This is a genomic window from Mesorhizobium sp. L-2-11 (genome assembly GCF_016756595.1).
Classification (GTDB): domain Bacteria; phylum Pseudomonadota; class Alphaproteobacteria; order Rhizobiales; family Rhizobiaceae; genus Mesorhizobium.
In genome coordinates, this window is the sequence record NZ_AP023257.1 from 6,550,016 (window position 1) to 6,567,690 (window position 17,675).

Sequence of the window (17,675 nt, forward strand, 5' to 3'; positions counted from 1 at the left end):
GCGGAACTCAAGTTCCGCCGCGTCCTCAAACGGACCTGCTTCAGGGCTTGATACGACCATGGACACGACAGCCCAACTCGACCCGACCACCGAGCAGCCTTTGGCTGCGGCTCCGCGCCTGACCCTGGCCGGCATCTCGAAGAGTTTTCCCGGCGTGCGCGCGCTGCACAATGTCAGCCTGTCGCTCTACCCCGGCCAGGTGACCGCGCTGATCGGCGAGAACGGCGCCGGCAAGTCGACGCTGGTCAAGATCATGACCGGCATCTACCAGCCCGACGCGGGCACCATCAGCATCGATGGCCAGGCCGTCACCCTGCCCAGTGCGCATGCCGCCTTCGGGCACGGCATCACCGCCATCCATCAGGAAACCGTGCTGTTCGACGATTTGACGGTGGCCGAGAACATCTTTCTCGGCCATGCGCCGCGATCGCGCTTCGGCACCATCGACTGGCGCACCATGCGCAAGAATGCCCATGAAGTATTGAACACGATGGGCGCCGGCCATATCGACGCCGATGCGCGGCTGAAGGATCTCGGCATCGCCAACAAGCATCTCGTCGCCGTTGCCCGCGCCATGTCGATCGATGCCCAGATAGTCATCATGGACGAGCCGACCGCAGCGCTGTCGCTGAAGGAGATCGAGGAGCTTTTCCTGCTCATCGAGTTCCTGAAGAGCGAAGGCAAGGCGATCCTGTTCATCAGCCACAAGTTCGACGAGATCTATCGCATCGCCGATCGCTATACGGTGTTCCGCGACGGCGAGATTGTCGGCGAAGGCCTGATCAGGGATGCCGGCCAGAGCCAGATCGTGCGCATGATGGTCGGCCGCGCCGTCGACCACATTTTTCCGCAGCGCAAGGCCGAGATCGGCGCGCCGGTGCTTGCCGTCTCCGGCCTGTCGCACCCGACCGAGTTCGACGACATCGGCTTCGAGCTGCACAGAGGCGAGATCCTCGGCTTCTACGGCCTTGTCGGCGCCGGCCGCAGCGAGGTGATGCAGGCAATATCAGGCATCACCCGCACCAGCAGCGGCACGATCACGCTGGAAGGCAAGGCGATTGTGCCGAAATCGGCGGCGGATTCGATCGATGCCGGCATCGTCTACGTGCCGGAAGAACGCGGCAAACAAGGCGTGGTGATCGGCCTGCCGATCTTCCAGAACATCTCGCTGCCCTCACTCAAGCGCACGTCCAAATCGGGCATGCTGCGGCTGGCGGAGGAGTTCGCGCTGGCCCGTTCCTATACCGAGCGGCTCGATTTGCGCGCCGCCTCGCTCAGCCAGGACGTCGGCACGCTGTCGGGCGGCAATCAGCAGAAGATCGTCATCGCCAAATGGCTGGCGACCGCGCCCAAGGTGATCATCCTCGACGAGCCGACCAAAGGCATCGACATCGGCTCCAAGGCCGCCGTGCACGGCTTCATGGCCGAACTCGTCGCACAAGGCCTGTCGGTGATCATGGTGTCGTCCGAACTGCCCGAAATCCTCGGCATGTCCGACCGGGTCGTCGTCATGCGCGAGGGCCGCATCGCCTCGATCTATGACAACAAGGGGCTCGACGCCGAAACGCTGGTCAAGACGGCAGCAGGGATTGCAGCATGAAGGTTTTGCTCAAATACCGCGAAGTCTGGCTGCTCGCCGCAATCGCCGTGCTGATCGGGCTGATCTCGATGCGCTTTCCGGGCTTTGCCGCCTTCGGCAATCTGCGCCAGGTGTTCAACGACACCTCGATCCTGATGATCCTGGCGCTGGGGCAGATGGTGGTGATCCTGACCCGCTCGATCGACCTGTCGATGGCGTCGAACCTGTGCTTCACCGGCATGGTGGTGGCGATGCTGAACGCCGCGCATCCGGCAATCCCGATCCCGCTGCTGATCGTCATCGCCCTTCTGGTCGGCCTGGTGCTCGGCGCCATCAACGGTTTTTTGGTATGGCGGCTGAACATCCCGTCGATCGTGGTGACGCTCGGCACGCTCACCATCTATCGCGGCGCCACCTTCGTCATTTCAGGCGGCGCCTGGGTCAATGCCGATCAGATGAGCCCTGATTTCATCGGCCTGCAACGCGCGGCTTTCCTCGGCATTCCGGTGTTGTCGTGGATTGCCATACTGGTTATCGCCTTGTTCTTCCTGTTGATGACGCGCACCGCGCTCGGCCGCTCGATCTACGCCATCGGCGTCAATCCAACCGCGTCGGTCTATGCCGGCATCGATGTCGGCCGCACCAAGTTCATCGTCTTCTGCATTTCGGGGATGGCCGCCGGTCTCTGCGGTTACCTCTGGATCTCGCGCTACGTCATCGCCTCGGTCGAGGTCGCCAACGGCTACGAACTCAATATCATCGCCGCCTGCGTCATCGGCGGCATCTCGATCGCCGGCGGCATCGGCTCGGTCGGCGGCGCGGTGCTCGGTTCGCTGTTCCTCGGCATCATCTCCAACGCGCTGCCGGTCATCAACATCTCGCCGTTCTGGCAGATGGCGATTTCGGGCAGCGCCATCATCCTGGCTGTGGTGCTCAACGCGCGCGGCGAACGCCGGCAAGGCCGCATCATTCTCAAGAAGGCGGAAACGGCATGACCGACACCCCTGCCCCACGCCACATTCCCGACCGGCTCGACAAGCCGCTCAACGCGGCGATCTTCTCGTGGGAGGCGCTGCTGGTCGCGGTGGCGGTCGCCATCTTCGCCGTCAATAGCTTCGCCTCGCCCTATTTCCTCGACGCGTGGTCGCTGTCGGACCTGACCTTCAACTTCACCGAAAAGGCGCTGATCGCGCTTGCCATGGCGTTGCTGATCATTTCGGGCGAGATCGACCTGTCGGTCGCAGCCATCATTGCGCTGGCCTCGACGATTATGGGCATGGCGGTGCAGGCCGGCGCCGGCACGCCGGTGCTGGTGGCGATCGGTATCCTGGTCGGGCTCGGCTGCGGCGCCTTCAACGGGCTGCTCGTCACCAGGCTCGGCCTGCCGTCGATCGTCGTGACCATCGGTACGATGAGCCTGTTTCGCGGCATCGCCTTCATCGTGCTCGGCGACCAGGCCTACAAAGGCTATCCCCCGAGCTTCGCCTTCTTCGGCCAGGGCTATGTCTGGTGGGTGGTGTCGTTCGAGCTGACGCTGTTCCTCGTCGCGGCGGTCATCTACTGGTTCCTTCTGCACCGGACCAGCTTCGGCCGCCGCGTCTTCGCCATCGGCAACAATCCGGTTGCGGCGCAGTTTTCCGGCGTGCGCGTCGGCCGGATCAAGTTCATCCTGTTCTGCCTGACCGGGCTGATGGCGGGCATCGCCTCGGTGCTGATCACCTCGCGGCTCGGCTCGACCCGGCCGTCGATCGCGCAAGGCTACGAATTGGAAGTCATCACCATGGTGGTGCTTGGTGGCGTCAGCATCCTGGGCGGCGCCGGCAGCATTGTGGGCGTGGTGCTCGCCGCCTTCATCATGGGGCTGGTGACTTTTGGCTTGGGGCTGCTCAACGTGCCCGGGATCGTCATGTCGATCTTCATCGGCCTGCTGCTGATCATCGTCATCGCGCTGCCGATCGTCTGGCGGCGGCTGCGGCGGGAGCGTTTTACCTGATGGCCGAAAAATACGCGTTCAAGATGAAGCTCAATCCGGGGATGAAGGCCGAATACAAAAGGCGCCATGACGACATCTGGCCGTCGCTGGTCGCACTGCTGAAACAGGCCGGCGTTTCCGACTATTCGATCCATCTCGACGATGAAACCAACATACTGTTCGGCGTGCTGTGGCGACGCGACGACCACGGCATGGACGAACTGCCGAAGCATCCCCTGATGCAGCGCTGGTGGGCCGGGATGGCCGCCATCATGGAGACCAGGCCTGATAACGTGCCGGTGGCGGTGCCGCTGGAAACCATGTTCCATATGGAATGACCCGCCACGTCGCAGTCATCGATATCGGCAAGACCAACGCCAAGCTGGCGCTGGTCGATCTTGCCGATCTGCGCGAAGTCGTGCTGCGCCGCATGGCGAACGCGCCCGTTGCCGACGGTCCCTACCCGCACCACGATGTCGAGCTTCTGTGGTCGTTCATCCTCGACAGCCTCACCGGGATCAATCGCGAACAGCGCATTGATGCGATATCGATCACCACCCATGGCGCGACGGGCGCGCTGGTGGACGCTGCCGGTGAGCTGGCGCTGCCGGTGCTCGACTATGAATTCGCCGGGCCCGACACCCTCGCCAAGGACTATGACGCGATCCGTCCGGCCTTCGCCGAGACGGGCACGCCGCGCCTGCCGGTCGGCCTCAATCTCGGCGCGCAGCTGTTCTGGCAGCAGAAGCGCTTCCCGGCAGAGTTCGACAAGGCGGCCGCGATCCTGATGTACCCGCAATACTGGGCGTTGCGCCTGACCGGCGTCGCCGCCAACGAAGTGACCTCGCTCGGCTGCCATACGGATCTGTGGAACCCCTGGAAGGCGGATTTTTCGTCGCTGGTCGACAAGATGCAATGGCGCCAGCTGATGGCGCCGGTGCGGCCGGCGAAGGATCGCCTCGGCCCGATCCTGCCTGCCCTTGCCAAGCTAACCGGGCTTGATGCGCAAACGCCGGTGTTTTGCGGGCTGCACGATTCCAACGCGTCGCTGCTGCCGCATCTCCTGTCCGATACGCCGCCCTTCTCGGTCGTCTCGACCGGCACCTGGGTGGTGTCGATGGCGGTCGGCGGCAACAAGGTTACGCTCGACCCGGCCCGCGACACGCTGGTCAACGTCAATGCACTCGGCGATCCGGTGCCGTCGGCGCGTTTCATGGGCGGCCGCGAATTTTCGCTGCTGACGCAAGGCCAATCAGAGGACTGGACCGGCGATGATGTCGCCACAGTGCTCGCGCGGAAGACATCCCTGCTGCCTTCGACCCAACAGGGTTCGGGGCCGTTTCCTCATCACGCCGCCGCATGGCTCAACGCCGACGGCATCAACAACGGCCAGCGCTTTGCCGCTATCTCTTATTATCTGGCGCTGATGACCGCGACTTGCCTCGATCTGATCGGCGCCGACGGCCCGACCATCGTCGAGGGCCCGTTCGCCCGCAACCGGCTTTTCACGCGCATGCTCGCTGCAGCGACGGCGCGTGCCGTCATTGCGTCCGAGGCGGCCACCGGCACCAGCATCGGCGCCGCCTTGCTGGCGTCGGACCAAAGCAGGGTCCAGGGCAAAGGCGAAAGGATCGAACCGCCGGCCGACCCAGCCTGCGGGGATTATGCAAGGGCGTGGCAACGCTCTGTTTGAGAGGTCTGCGCCGCCCCTCATTGCCCTGCCGTGTCCAGCCGATAGATAGGTAACAGTTTGAACCGGATACATAGGTTACAGTTTTCCCCCCTTCTCCTGCGCAGTGGTGTCCGCCGCAGCGCCGGCTGGTCGGGGTTGCAAGGCGCTGCGGCGGACCAGGCGCATTCGCTTGAGATCGATGTGGCCGAGCGGGTGGGCGTAGAAGCGTAAGGCCCATTCGCCGGTTTCGGTTTCTTCGACGGCGACCGGCTCGCCGGCAAGCGAGGCCGAGACATAGATCTCGCCGCCCTGCCACTTGATCGCGCCATTGTTGCGCACGCGCCTGACTGCGGCCTCGGCCGGATAGTCGGGCTCGGGCACGTTGGCCGGCATTTGCCGCTCGCTACCGCGGTAGTATTCGGCCGGCGTGTCCATGCCGAGCGCCTCATGCGGACGCTCCTCATTGTACTCGCGACGGAAGGCGTCGAAAGCCTGGCTCTGCGCCTGTCTGTCGATCTCAGGCGCCTTGGCCAGCGGCAACATGGTCAGGTGAAAGCGCTCGTGGCAGCCGTTCTGCTGAGGCTTGCCGGGCGCGATCCGCTCCAGCGCGATGCCGAGCTTGATGAAGCGCACCGCAAGCGGCGTCAGCCCGGTGACGCCGGCCGACGCGAAGGGTGAACCATTGTCGCTTCTGAACCGATCCGGCAGACCATGCTCCTCAAACAGCCGTTCGAACACCGGCCAGGCCTCCTCATCTGCCGTCGAACCCGTCGCTTCGAGCGCCAACAGGTAGCGGCTCCACGCATCCAGCACTGTCAACGGTTCGCAGCGCCACCCGTCACGGGTCCGGAACCAGCCCTTGTGGTCGCCCGTCCACACCGCATTCGGCCTTTGCGCATCTGGCCAGGGGCCGTTGCCCACAGCTCTCCAGCGCCCCCGCCGCCGGCCGACAAGGCCGTGGCGCTTCAGAATCTCGCCGGCCGTCGAGATCGCCGGCCACGGGTGCGACGGCGCCTCACGCTTGAGCCGCCCGATGATCTTCTTGGGCCCCCATGCCGGATGCGCCTCCTTCAGCGCAACGATCCGCTCAACCAGATCGGCAGCGGTCGCGCGGCCGTGATTGAGCGGCGCTCGCGGCAGATCATGCAAACCTTCCGGGCCGAACTCCCGGTAACGACCAAGCCACTTGTAGCCGATCTTGCGCGATATCCCGTACCGCTCGCAAACAGCCGTCATCGTCTCCTCTCCCGAAAGGCAATCCACTATAAACCTCAACCGCTCGTCCATGATGTCAGTCTCTCGCCAAACCATCGCCGGTACCTCCCGGCGGACAAGAAAACTGTCACCTATGCAATCGGTCTACTCTGTTACCTATCTATCCGGTTCGGACAGCCGGGCATTTCTCCCCGTATAGGGACGGGGAGAAAGATGCCTTCGTCAAGGATTTCGCCAATCTCCAGCGTTGCAGAAAGTGCGCCGACATCGCGGCCAGCCCTCTTCTCCCCGTTTACGGGGAGAAGGTGCCGGCAGGCGGATGAGGGGCAGCGCTGAGGTCAGAAATTGGAGACACCTCAACGTGCTGACCCGTAGACCAGACCTTGCGGGTCGATCTCCGGCTTGCGGCCAGCGACTAGATCGGCAAGGAATTTTCCCGAGCCGCAGGCCATGGTCCAGCCGACATGGCCGTGGCCGGTGTCGAGATAGAGATTTTTGTAACGCGCCCTGCCGATGACCGGCACCGAATTCGGCATCATCGGCCGCAAGCCGGCCCAGAGCTCGGCCTTGTTCTCGTCGAAGGCACCGGGGAAAAGCTCCTTGCCAGTCCTGAACATGGCGGCGAAATCGCTTGGCTTGTGGGTGCGGTCGAAGCCGGTGAACTCAGCGGTTGAAGCGAGGCGCAGCCGGTTGCCGAGCCTGGAATAGGCGATAAGCTGATCCTCGTCGGCGCCGCCCATGGTCGGCCCCTTGTTTTCGTCCTCCAGCGGCACGGTCGCGGTATAACCCTTGACCGGATAGACCGGCAGGTCGATGCCGTAGCGGCGGCCGAGCAGGCCGCTCTCCGGCCCCATCGAGATGACGACGGCGTCGCCTGTTATCGGGCCAGCCGAGGTCATCACCGCGCGCACCCGATCACCTTCGATGTCGAGGCCTTCGACCGTCGTGCCGTATAGAAACTGGACGTCGAGTTTCTCGGCGGCATAGGCAGCCAGGTTTCGGGTGAAGTGGCTGGAGTCGCCGGTCTGGTCGATCGGCGAATAGACGCCGCCGGCTATTCTGTCCCTGGCCCCGGCAAGGCCGGGCTCGAGCTCGACCAGCCGCTCGCGGCCGACGATCTCGATCGGCAGACCGTGCTCGGCGAGATAGCGGTAGTTGTCGGTGCCGGTATCAAAACTCTGCTGCGAGCGGAAGAAATAGAGAATGCCCTTCTTGCGCTCGTCATAGTGAATGCCGGTATCGGCCGAGATGGCGTTGATGCAGTCGCGCGAATAAAGCGCCAGGCGCAGCTTGATGTCGGTGTTGGCGCGCAGCCGCGCATGCGTGCACTGGCGCAGGAAGCGCAGGCTCCAGGCGAAGAAATAGGGATCGAAGCGCAGCCGCACCTTGATGCCGAGATCGTGGTTGTAAAGCGCGCGCAAAAACGTCTTCAGCGCAGAGGGCGAGGCCCAGGCGGTGGCGTCGCCGGGCGACACAAGGCCGGCATTCGATTGGCTGGTGCCGCGCGCCGCCATCGGATGGCGCTCGATGACGGTCACCTCGTGGCCGTCGCTCGCCAGATAATAGGCCGCCGCCGTGCCGACCACACCGGCTCCGAGCACTGATATTCTCATGCCGCCCCCCGAAGATCACATGCAGCCGAAGCGCCGCTCCTTCGATAGCGCTTCTAGGCTCGATCTACGAGCCCACGCAGGAAAAACCGGGACTTCAGCTCCGCGACGAATTCTTGCTGGTCAGGATGCGTTCCCAGGCCAGCGCATCGGCGACGATCCGGTCGAGGTCGTCGCGCTGCGGCGTCCAGCCAAGCTCGCCGCGCGCCAGCTCCGAATTGGCGACCACTGCCGCCGCGTCGCCCGCGCGGCGCTCGCCGATCCGCACGTCGAAATCATGGCCAAAGACGCGCCGCACGCTGTCGATCACCTCGAGCACCGAATAGCCGTGGCTGTAGCCGCAATTGGCGACGAGGCTTGTCCCCCCGGCGCGCAGTCGCTCCAGCGCCAGCCGATGCGCCGCCGCCAGATCGCTGACATGGATATAGTCGCGCATGCAGGTGCCGTCGGGCGTCGGATAGTCGGTGCCGAACACCTGCATGAAGGGCCGCTTGCCGAGCGCCGTCTCGCAGGCGACCTTGATCAGATGCGTGGCGCCCGGCGTCGACTGGCCGGTGCGGCCCCTCGGATCGGCGCCGGCGACGTTGAAGTAGCGAAGCGCCGTATAGCGCAAGCCGTGGGCGATCGCCGCGTCGCGCAACATCCATTCGCTCATCAGCTTGGACAGGCCATAGGGCGATTCCGGTGCAAGGCGCGCATCCTCGCGCACCGGCTCCAGCCCGGCGCCGCCATAGACCGCGGCGGTCGAGGAGAAGATGAAATTGGGCACGCCTTCGCGCACCGCGGTCTCGATCAGCGTGCGTGTCTTGCAGGTGTTGTTCTCGTAGTAGCCGAGCGGGTCGGCGACCGATTCGGGAACCACGATGGAGCCGGCAAAATGGATGATCGCATCGATATGATTGTCGCGGATGACCCCGCCGACCAGCTCCTTGTCGGCGACATCGCCGACGACAAGCTTTGCCTCCGGCGCCACCGCCCATTCGAAGCCGGTCGACAGCCGGTCAAGGACGACAACGCTCTCGCCCGCGTCCAGCAGCTCCCAGACCATATGGCTGCCGATATAGCCGGCGCCGCCTGTCACCAAAACCGTCATCCGTGTCCTCGCTGCTCAAGATTTATCGGAAGCTGTCTCAACACCCGCCTTACTGGAAAGCCTACCGCCAGGCCATTGGTCCATGTCCATCAGTGCCTGCGGTAACCAGTCTCATCGGCGCATGGCATCGTCCTGAAACAAAATTGATCCACATCAAGGGAATAGGCCATGATCCGTGGCCGTTAGGAACAGGCTTGGGGCGTGGCATTTTGACCAAAAAGGCCAAGTAGACGTCGAATAGGGCAATGATTATGATCCCACGCAAAAATTGGGAAGCCGACATGAACTATCAGCGGTTCTTCGAAGACGCGATCGACCAGCTCCACGCAGAGCGTCGCTACCGCATCTTCGCCGACCTCGAGCGCATCGTCGGGAACTTCCCACGCGCCATCTGGCGCGCCAACGGCCGCGCCCAGGAAATCACCGTCTGGTGCTCCAACGACTATCTCGGCATGGGCCAGCATCCAGACGTCATCGCCGCGATGCAGAACGCTGCCGGCAAGATGGGATCCGGCGCCGGTGGCACCCGCAACATCTCCGGCACCAGCAATCCGCTGGTCGAGCTCGAACTGGAACTGGCCGACCTGCACGACAAGGAAGCCGCGCTGGTCTTTACCTCCGGCTTCGTCTCCAACGAAGCCTCGATCTCGACCATTGCGCGGCTGCTGCCCAACTGCCTGATCGTCTCGGACGAGTTGAACCACGCCTCGATGATCGAGGGCGTGCGGCGTTCGGGTGCCGAGAAGAAGATCTTCCGCCACAACGACGTTGCGCATCTCGAAAGCCTGCTGCAGGCGGCCGGCCGCGAGCGCGCCAAGCTGATCGTCTTCGAGAGCGTCTATTCGATGGATGGCGACATCGCGCCGATCAAGCAGATCGTCGAACTTGCCGAGCGCTACAACGCCATGACCTATATCGACGAGGTGCATGCCGTCGGCATGTACGGGCCGCGCGGCGGCGGCATCACCGAGCGCGAAGGGTTGGCCGACCGTATCGACATCATCGAAGGCACGCTGGCCAAGGCGTTCGGCACGCTCGGCGGCTATATCACCGGCACAAGTGCGGTGATCGATGCCGTGCGCTCCTATGCGCCGGGCTTCATCTTCACCACGGCGCTGCCGCCGGCCATTGCCGCCGCGGCGACCACGTCGATCCGCCATCTCAAGCGCTCGCAGGCCGAACGCGCCGCGCAGCAGCGCCAGGCGACGCGGACCAAGCAGGTTCTTACCGCCGCCGGCCTGCCGGTGATGGACTCCGCTACCCACATCGTGCCGCTGCTCGTCGGCGATCCCGAGCTGTGCAAGATGGCCAGCGACCGCCTGCTCGGCGTCCACGGCATCTACATCCAGCCGATCAACTACCCGACCGTGCCACGCGGCACCGAACGGTTGCGCATCACGCCGACGCCATTCCATTCGGATCAACTGATCGCGGAACTTCAGGACGCGCTGGTCGAGACCTGGGACGCCTTGGGCATCTCCTACGGTTCTGCGGGCCGGCCGGCGGTGAGGGAAAGCGACCGCGTCATTCCGCTGCTGGTGCCGAAGTCGGGCGGCTGAAGGTCGCCGCGGCGGGCGCCGTCTTGTTCTTCGGACGCCGCGGCGTTCGAAGGTCACGGCATGGATCCTTGGGTCTCCGCGACGTCGCTTCGCTCCTGCTCCGCCCAAGGATGACGAAGCGAAAGGAGAGTTCCAGCCAATCTCCCGACGCCCGCGAAGAGTCCATGCCGGTTACAGTGGCCCAGCGTGCAGCGATCCAGATGCTACGCTCCCTCCGGCGGACCTGAACCTCACACACTCCTCATCCACTTCGCCAGCCGGTGCGCGGCCTCCTCGAGCTGGTCGAGGCGGCGGTGGAAGCATAGCCTGAGGAAGGCTTCGCCGCCGGGACCGAATGCGGTTCCGGGCGCCAGACCGACATTGGCGCGGTCGACGATGTCGAAGGCGGCGGCGCGTGAATCGGCGATCCCGTCGACTGCGAAGAACAGGTAGAAGGCTCCCTGCGGCACGGTGAAGCGCGCCCTGCCGGTCGCCGCCAGGATACCGCAGACTAGGTCACGCGCCGCCCTCGCCCGCTCCACCTGCTCGACGATGAAGGCGTCGCCTTCATCGAGGGCGACGACGGCGCCGCGCTGCATGAACTGGGCAACGCCGGAGGTCGAATACTGGACCAGGTTCTCGAACACCTGCTGCAGGCAAGGATGGACCTTGATCCAGCCGACCCGCCAGCCGGTCATCGACCAGTTCTTGGAGAAACTGTTGACGAACAGGATGCGATCCTCGTCGGCCATGATGTCGATGAAGGACGGCGCGCGGCCGTCGCCGTAGTGGAACAGCGAATAGATCTCGTCGGCGATGATCCACAGCCCCCGTTCGCGGGCAAGATCGAGGATCGCCTGCAGTGTCTCGCTGTCGGCGGTCCAGCCGGTCGGGTTGGACGGCGAGTTGACGAACAGCGCCTTTGTCCTTGGCGTGATCGCCGCCTCGATCTTGCCGATGTCGCAGGACCAGCCATTGCCGGACTGGTCGAGCGTGACTGCGACCGGGACGGCGCCCGCCACGCCGGCGGCTGCGGCGAAGTTCGGCCAGGCCGGCGACAGATAGACGACCTCGTCGCCATTGCCGGCGACAGCGTCGAGCGCCAGCTGGATGGCATGCATGCCAGAGCCGGTGACGATGAATTCTTGCTCAGCGAAGCTCTTGCCGAAATGCCTGACGTAATAGCGGGCGAGCGCCTGCCTCAGTTCGGGGATGCCTTTCTGCCAGGTATAGAAGGTCTCGCCGCCGGCCAGCGCCCGGGCAGCGGCATCGGTGATGAAGGCGGGCGTCGGCAGGTCGCCCTCGCCAGCCCAGAGCGGGATCATGCCGTCGCGGTCGCGGCCGCGGTTCATGACGGCGACAATGCCGCTTTCCGGCGCGGCCCGAGCCTCGGCGCGCAAATTCTCGATCAGGGTCATGGATGGATCCGTTTTTCGCCTTCTGGACAGCTAACGTGTTTTACGACAGGCGAAAATAGAAAACCCCGGCCGAAATCGACCGGGGTTTTGGTCCAGAGATCTTGCCCCTGCGCTATTTCCTGGCGAGGAGATCGCGAATTTCGGTAAGCAGCGCAACATCGGCCGGTGGAGCGGCCGCAGGCGCAGCCGGCTTCTCACGCTCCAGCCGCCTGCGCAGATTGTTTACCGTCTTGACCATCAGGAATATGATGAAGGCGAGGATGATGAAGTTCAGCGCCACGGTGATGAAGCTGCCATAGGCGAAGACTGCGCCCTGCCTCTTGGCTTCCGCCAGCGATGTGGCGTTGACGGCTGAGGACAAGGGCAGGAAATAATTGTTGAAGTCGAGTCCGCCGAAAATCGCCCCGATGATCGGCATGATGATGTCGTTGACTAGGGAATCGACGATCTTGCCGAAGGCGGCGCCGATGATGACGCCGACGGCCAGGTCCATGACATTGCCCCGGGAAATGAATTCTTGGAATTCTTTCAGCATCCGACCCTCCTTGTCCTGGCCGCCGCCTCTGCCCGCTTCGTTCGGCCCCGCTTCGTTCCCCCCACTGGCACAATAGCAAAAACCTGCGGTTGCAGCATCGACAAAAGACCGGTTCCGGCCAAAATTTCCCGAAGCCGCAGCCATCCTGCGGCGAAAGCCGCGATGGACTTGATCGCCAAGCTGTGATTGCGTCTCAGCAGGCCGGATCCGAAAACCGGCAAGGGAGGATTATCGGGCCGTGCAGGGCTGGTTCATCGTCATCATCGCGATCGCCTACGTGACGTTGCTGTTCGTCATCGCCAGCCTCGGCGACCAACGCTCGACGACATCCGGGCCTGACCGGGCCCGGCCCTTCATCTATGCGCTCAGCCTGGCGATCTACTGCACCTCCTGGACCTTCTTCGGTTCGGTCGGCCTTTCCTCCGAGCGCGGCCTCGAATTCCTAGGCATCTATATCGGCCCGGTGCTGGTGTTCGTGTTCGGCTTTCCGCTGCTTCGGCGCATCGTCAGGCTGGCCAAGACAGAGAAGATCACTTCGATCGCCGACTTCCTCGGCGCCCGCTACGGCAAGAGTTTTGCCGTAGCGGCGATCGCCACGCTGATCGCGACGATCGGCGTGGTGCCTTACATGGCGCTGCAGTTGAAGGCGATTTCCGGCTCAGTCAGCATGATGGTCGAGCATTATACCGGCTCGCCGCCTTCCTTCGATCCTTTCGTCAGCGACATCTCGCTGGTCGTCGCCATGCTGCTTGCGCTGTTTGCGGTGCTGTTCGGCACGCGCCATGCCGACGCCACCGAACACCAGGATGGGCTGGTGCTGGCGGTAGCGGTCGAATCCGTGGTCAAGCTCGCCGCCTTCCTGGCGATCGGCCTGATGGTGACGTTCCTGATCTTCGGCGGCCCGGGCGATATGGTCGACAAGCTCGCCCAGAATTCGCAAGTTCAGCAAGCGATGGGCTACAGCACCTCGCTCGCCACCTGGCTGGTGCTGACATGTTTGAGCGGTTTCGCCATCATCATGCTGCCGCGCCAGTTCTACGTCACCATCGTCGAGAACCGCAGCGAGGCCGAGCTGCGCACTGCGACATGGGTGTTTCCGTTCTATCTGGTGGCGATCAATCTTTTCGTGCTGCCGATCGCGCTCGCCGGCCTGGCGCTGGTCGGCACCAGAACCAGCAGCGACCTCTACGTCCTGTCGCTGCCGCTGCTCAGCGGTCACGATGTGTTGGCCATGGCGGCATTTGTCGGCGGCCTATCGGCCGCGACCGCAATGGTGATCGTCGAAAGCGTCGCGCTGTCGATCATGATCTCCAACGACCTCGTCATTCCGCTGTTTGTGCGTCGCCTGCTCAAGACCACGACATCGGAGAACGAGGACTGGTCAGCGCTCATCCTCAACGTGCGACGGGCGGCGATCTTCATCATGCTGTTCATCGCCTTCCTCTACTATCGCGAGAGCACCGACAGCGCGCGGCTCTCCTCGATCGGCCTGATGTCGTTCGCCGCTATCGCGCAGTTCGCGCCGGCCTTGATCGGCGGATTGATCTGGCGCGGCGCCAACGGCAGGGGGGCGGCACTCGGCATGGTCGCCGGCATCGTCGTCTGGAGCTATACGCTGCTGCTTCCTTCGCTCGCCGCGTCCGATACCGGCATCGTCGTCCACGGCCTTTTCGGTTTCGAAGCATTGCGGCCGCAAGCGCTGTTCGGCACCGTCGCCGAGCCGCTGAACCACGGTGTCCTGTGGAGCCTGTCAGTCAACACGCTATTCTTCGTGTTAGGCTCGCTGTCGCGCGCGTCGGTGCCGCTGGAGCGTATCCAGGCGTCGATTTTCGTGCCGCGCGAGGCGAGCCCGATGCCGAGCCTGCGCCGCTTCCGCACCACCGTCACCGTCAACGACCTTAAGGACACCATCGCGCGCTATCTTGGCGTCGAACGCACCGAGCGGTCCTTCCAGTCGTTTGAAGAGAGCAGCGGTTCCTCGCTGCACGGCAACGAACAAGCCAGCATGGACGTCATCCGCTTCTCCGAGCAGCTTCTGGCGAGTGCCGTCGGCTCCTCCTCGGCGCGGCTGATCCTGTCGCTGCTGCTACGCCGCAACGACCGCGAATCCAAAGATGCCTTCCGCCTGCTCGACGACGCCACCGAGGCGCTGCAGCACAATCGCGACCTGCTGCAGATCGCGCTCGACCAGATGGAACAGGGCATCACCGTCTTCGACAGGGATTTCCGGCTGATCTGCTGGAATCGCCAGTATCGGGCGCTGTTCGACCTGCCCGACGAGATGGGCCAGGTCGGCGTCTCGCTCGACCGCATCCTGCGCCACCTTGCCGAGCGCGGCGACATTCCGGCCGACCAGCGGGTGGCAATGCTCAACCGCCTCACCAGTTTCGTCAGCCCCTGGCAGATGGAGCTGAAGACCAGCGGCCGCATCCTGGAATTGCGCTCCAACCCAATGCCTGATGGCGGCATCGTTGCCACCTATGCCGACATCTCAGGACGCGTCGAGCAGGATCTGGCGCTCAAGCGCGCCAATGAATCGTTGGAACAACGCGTCAAGGACCGCACCGTCGAACTGACCCGCGTCAACGAGGAACTGGCACAGGCGCAGATGCTGGCCGAGGAGGCCAATCTCGGCAAGACGCGGTTCCTTGCCGCCGCCGGCCACGATATCCTGCAGCCCCTGAACGCCGCCCGCCTCTATTGCTCGTCGCTGATCGAGAAAGCCGGCAAGGGCCCGACCGGCAAGGCCGCTAACAACATCGAATCTTCGCTGGAATCGGTCGAGACCATTCTCGGCGCGGTGCTCGACATCTCCCGCCTCGATGCCGGAGCGATGAAACCGGACGACACCGTCTTCAGCCTGGACGAGTTGCTGCGGCAGATCGGCAACGACTTCCAGCCGCTTGCCGCCGAGAGGAAACTCGGCCTGACGATCATGCCCTCGTCACTCAGCGTGATGACGGATCGCAATCTGCTACGCCGCCTGATCCAGAACCTGGTGTCCAACGCCATCAAATACACGCGCCGCGGCCGCGTCCTGGTCGGAGTGCGGCGGCGCGGCGAACTGGCCGAGATCCAGGTGATCGATACCGGCATCGGCATTGCCGGCGACAAGCTGAACACGGTTTTTCACGAATTCACCCGGCTCGATGAGGGCGCACGCGAAGCCGAAGGCCTCGGCCTCGGCCTCTCCATCGTCGACCGCATCGCTCGCGTCTTGCGCCTCGAAATCCGGATCTTTTCAAGCCCGGGCAAAGGCACGCGCTTTTCCGTCATCCTGCCGGTCGCGGCAGCGCAGGAGCCACGGCGCGTGGTCACGGCGAAAGCGCCGGTCCGCACTGCTGCTTCGCTTGCCGGGCTTCGCGTGCTCTGCATCGACAACGATGCCCGTATCCTCGACGGCATGCGACTGCTGCTCGAAGGCTGGGGCTGCAGCGTCGACACGCTTGCCGGCTCGAGGGATCTCGAGCGATCCGGAATGCGTCGACCCGACATCGTGCTTGCCGACTACCATCTCGACGGCGAGACCGGCCTTGACGCGATCGCCAAACTGCGCGCCATCCACGGCCAGGACATGCCGGCCGTGCTGGTCACCGCCGACCGATCGAGCGAGGTGCGCGCCAGCGCCGGCAGGCTCGACGTGCCGGTGATCAACAAGCCGCTCAAACCAGCGGTGCTGCGCTCGATGATGGCGAGGGTCAGGCCGCTGGTGTCGGCGGCAGAGTAGAGCCGGAAGGGGTCATCCCGTCGCCTGCAGTGGATCGCTGCCGATCTTCGACAGCAGGATCACCGCCTGGGTGCGGCTGTCGACGCCGAGCTTCTGCAGGATGGCCGAGACATGCGCCTTGATCGTCGCCTCGGAGACGCCGAGTTCGTAGGCGATCTGCTTGTTGAGCAGCCCTTCGGCCAGCATGCCGAGCACGCGCGTCTGCTGCGGCGTCAGCGTCTGCAGCCGCTTGATCAGATCGGATATCTCGGGATCGCGCTCGACGCCGAGATCGATGCCCGTAGGCGCAGCGATGTCGCCGGCAAGCACCGACTGCACGGCACTGCGGATCTCCTCCATGCTGGCCGATTTGGAGATGAAACCCGAAGCGCCGAGGTCGAGCGCGCGCCGGATAGTCACCGGGTCGTCATGTGCCGACACCACCACCAGCGGCACCGTCGGATGGATGCCGCGCAGCGAGATCAGGCCGGAAAGGCCGCTCGCGCCCGGCATCGACAGGTCGAGCAGTACCAGATCGACGTCCTCATTGGCCACGACCAGCGCCTTGGCGCTTTCGAAATCGCCGGCCTCATGAATGCCGGCGACGTTGCCGATGCCGGCAAGCGCCTCTCTCAGCGCACCGCGAAAAAGCGGATGATCGTCAGCGATGACGAAAGTGTAGCCCGACGGCACAAGTCCCTCCCCGAATCCCATTGATGATTGTCTGCTTCTTACGGGATCAGTCGAACGATTATGCGGCGATACCAGCCGTTTTCAAGCGGCAAAGGCTATGTGCCGGGTTTCCCCGGTGAACGGTGCTCAGGTTTTTTGCGGATTGGGCTTTGCGGGATCCTCGCCGCTGTCCTTTTCCATGTCCTTGACGATGCCGATGAAGCCGCGCAGGAAGCGCTCCATGTAGCTCATCGTCTTGTTGAAATCCTCCTCGCTGGGCAATGTCGACTCAAAGCGGGCGGCAAGCGAGTTCTCGAGCTTGACGACGCGCTGGTCGAGCGCCTTCACGGAATTTTGCAGCCGGTCGATCTCGTCCTGGAAGGCGGCGCGTTCATCGGCCGCCATCTTGCAGACGAGCTGGCCGGAACGCTCCTCGCAGATCGACATCGCACCGGTCTGCGTGTCCATGCGGACATAGCCGGTAGCCGACTTTTCCAGCCGGTAGCGGTCGGCTTCCTCGGAAAATGCTGATGCCGCGACGAGCGAGACGAGTGCTGCGGGAATCAAGACGTGCTGCGGACGCATATTGTCCTCCATAGGCCAGTAAGTGCAATTTATCGCATGTTTGCGCCGGAAATGGGGAAGAACCCTGGCCTTTACCCTGA

14 protein-coding genes are annotated in these 17,675 nt (G+C 63.9%); 7 read left to right on the forward strand and 7 right to left on the reverse strand.

Annotation, left to right across the window (positions count from 1 at the left end; translation table 11 throughout):
* The first annotated feature begins 58 nt into the window (after nucleotides 1–58).
* Genes JG739_RS31100 through JG739_RS31120 form a run of 5 tightly spaced genes read left to right on the forward strand, consistent with a single transcriptional unit; the run spans nucleotide 59 to nucleotide 5,244 of the window.
* Nucleotides 59–1,600 carry a sugar ABC transporter ATP-binding protein gene (locus tag JG739_RS31100; protein ID WP_202364634.1) on the forward strand — a complete coding sequence of 514 codons (1,542 nt, stop codon included), beginning with the start codon at nucleotides 59–61 and terminating at the stop codon, nucleotides 1,598–1,600.
* Nucleotides 1,597–2,574, forward strand: coding sequence for an ABC transporter permease (locus tag JG739_RS31105; protein ID WP_202364635.1), 978 nt, complete (start codon nucleotides 1,597–1,599; stop codon nucleotides 2,572–2,574). The genes JG739_RS31100 and JG739_RS31105 overlap by 4 nt, the downstream gene beginning before the upstream one ends.
* Nucleotides 2,571–3,572, forward strand: a complete 1,002-nt coding sequence (locus JG739_RS31110) for an ABC transporter permease (protein WP_202364636.1) — start codon at nucleotides 2,571–2,573, stop codon at nucleotides 3,570–3,572. Before JG739_RS31105 ends, JG739_RS31110 begins: the two co-directional genes overlap by 4 nt.
* The gene (gene rhaM / locus JG739_RS31115) at nucleotides 3,572–3,889 is read left to right on the forward strand and encodes an L-rhamnose mutarotase (protein ID WP_202364637.1); all 318 of its coding nucleotides are present in this window, start codon (nucleotides 3,572–3,574) and stop codon (nucleotides 3,887–3,889) included. The genes JG739_RS31110 and rhaM overlap by 1 nt, the downstream gene beginning before the upstream one ends.
* Nucleotides 3,886–5,244, forward strand: coding sequence for an FGGY-family carbohydrate kinase (locus tag JG739_RS31120; protein ID WP_202364638.1), 1,359 nt, complete (start codon nucleotides 3,886–3,888; stop codon nucleotides 5,242–5,244). Before rhaM ends, JG739_RS31120 begins: the two co-directional genes overlap by 4 nt.
* Nucleotides 5,245–5,319: 75 nt before the next feature.
* On the opposite strand, the gene JG739_RS31125 is transcribed toward JG739_RS31120, so the two are convergent.
* The 3 genes from JG739_RS31125 to galE form a co-directional block, all read right to left on the reverse strand.
* Complete coding sequence (locus JG739_RS31125) at nucleotides 5,320–6,534, reverse strand: integrase core domain-containing protein (protein WP_202362542.1); 1,215 nt, start codon at nucleotides 6,532–6,534, stop codon at nucleotides 5,320–5,322.
* Nucleotides 6,535–6,794: 260 nt separating this feature from the next.
* On the reverse strand, nucleotides 6,795–8,051 hold the full coding sequence (locus JG739_RS31130; protein ID WP_202364639.1) for a D-amino acid dehydrogenase: 1,257 nt from the start codon (nucleotides 8,049–8,051) through the stop codon (nucleotides 6,795–6,797).
* A 94-nt stretch (nucleotides 8,052–8,145) separates the two neighbouring features.
* Nucleotides 8,146–9,141 (reverse strand): UDP-glucose 4-epimerase GalE, encoded by a 996-nt coding sequence (galE, locus tag JG739_RS31135; protein ID WP_202364640.1) that lies wholly within the window; start codon nucleotides 9,139–9,141, stop codon nucleotides 8,146–8,148.
* 281 nt (nucleotides 9,142–9,422) lie between these two features.
* Here galE and hemA point away from each other — a divergent pair, with 281 nt between their 5' ends.
* On the forward strand, nucleotides 9,423–10,700 hold the full coding sequence (hemA, locus tag JG739_RS31140) for a 5-aminolevulinate synthase (RefSeq protein WP_027155522.1): 1,278 nt from the start codon (nucleotides 9,423–9,425) through the stop codon (nucleotides 10,698–10,700).
* A 230-nt stretch (nucleotides 10,701–10,930) separates the two neighbouring features.
* Here the strand turns inward: hemA and JG739_RS31145 are convergent, their stop codons facing one another.
* Both JG739_RS31145 and mscL read right to left on the reverse strand, forming a co-directional pair.
* A complete protein-coding gene (locus JG739_RS31145) occupies nucleotides 10,931–12,097 on the reverse strand; it encodes a pyridoxal phosphate-dependent aminotransferase (RefSeq protein WP_202364641.1) in 1,167 nt (388 codons plus the stop codon).
* Between the two features lie 112 nt (nucleotides 12,098–12,209).
* A complete protein-coding gene (gene mscL / locus JG739_RS31150; protein ID WP_202364642.1) occupies nucleotides 12,210–12,632 on the reverse strand; it encodes a large conductance mechanosensitive channel protein MscL in 423 nt (140 codons plus the stop codon).
* Between the two features lie 238 nt (nucleotides 12,633–12,870).
* Here mscL and JG739_RS31155 point away from each other — a divergent pair, with 238 nt between their 5' ends.
* Nucleotides 12,871–16,359, forward strand: coding sequence for a PAS domain-containing hybrid sensor histidine kinase/response regulator (locus JG739_RS31155; RefSeq protein WP_202364643.1), 3,489 nt, complete (start codon nucleotides 12,871–12,873; stop codon nucleotides 16,357–16,359).
* 12 nt (nucleotides 16,360–16,371) lie between these two features.
* Here JG739_RS31155 and JG739_RS31160 read toward each other — a convergent pair whose 3' ends face one another.
* Nucleotides 16,372–17,031 carry a response regulator transcription factor gene (locus JG739_RS31160; protein ID WP_192364323.1) on the reverse strand — a complete coding sequence of 220 codons (660 nt, stop codon included), beginning with the start codon at nucleotides 17,029–17,031 and terminating at the stop codon, nucleotides 16,372–16,374.
* Nucleotides 17,032–17,157: 126 nt separating this feature from the next.
* Nucleotides 17,158–17,595 carry a hypothetical protein gene (locus tag JG739_RS31165; RefSeq protein WP_202364644.1) on the reverse strand — a complete coding sequence of 146 codons (438 nt, stop codon included), beginning with the start codon at nucleotides 17,593–17,595 and terminating at the stop codon, nucleotides 17,158–17,160.
* Nucleotides 17,596–17,675: the final 80 nt, after the last annotated feature.

Excerpts from the sequence above, each read along its gene's own strand:
- JG739_RS31130 (WP_202364639.1), bottom strand. The coding sequence starts at position 8,051 with ATGAGAATATCAGTGCTCGGAGCCGGTGTGGTCGGCACGGCGGCGGCC.
- rhaM (WP_202364637.1), top strand. The coding sequence starts at position 3,572 with ATGGCCGAAAAATACGCGTTCAAGATGAAGCTCAATCCGGGGATGAAG.
- JG739_RS31165 (WP_202364644.1), bottom strand. The coding sequence starts at position 17,595 with ATGCGTCCGCAGCACGTCTTGATTCCCGCAGCACTCGTCTCGCTCGTC.
- JG739_RS31125 (WP_202362542.1), bottom strand. The coding sequence starts at position 6,534 with ATGGTTTGGCGAGAGACTGACATCATGGACGAGCGGTTGAGGTTTATA.
- hemA (WP_027155522.1), top strand. The coding sequence starts at position 9,423 with ATGAACTATCAGCGGTTCTTCGAAGACGCGATCGACCAGCTCCACGCA.
- mscL (WP_202364642.1), bottom strand. The coding sequence starts at position 12,632 with ATGCTGAAAGAATTCCAAGAATTCATTTCCCGGGGCAATGTCATGGAC.
- JG739_RS31145 (WP_202364641.1), bottom strand. The coding sequence starts at position 12,097 with ATGACCCTGATCGAGAATTTGCGCGCCGAGGCTCGGGCCGCGCCGGAA.
- JG739_RS31110 (WP_202364636.1), top strand. The coding sequence starts at position 2,571 with ATGACCGACACCCCTGCCCCACGCCACATTCCCGACCGGCTCGACAAG.
- galE (WP_202364640.1), bottom strand. The coding sequence starts at position 9,141 with ATGACGGTTTTGGTGACAGGCGGCGCCGGCTATATCGGCAGCCATATG.
- JG739_RS31105 (WP_202364635.1), top strand. The coding sequence starts at position 1,597 with ATGAAGGTTTTGCTCAAATACCGCGAAGTCTGGCTGCTCGCCGCAATC.
- JG739_RS31120 (WP_202364638.1), top strand. The coding sequence starts at position 3,886 with ATGACCCGCCACGTCGCAGTCATCGATATCGGCAAGACCAACGCCAAG.
- JG739_RS31100 (WP_202364634.1), top strand. The coding sequence starts at position 59 with ATGGACACGACAGCCCAACTCGACCCGACCACCGAGCAGCCTTTGGCT.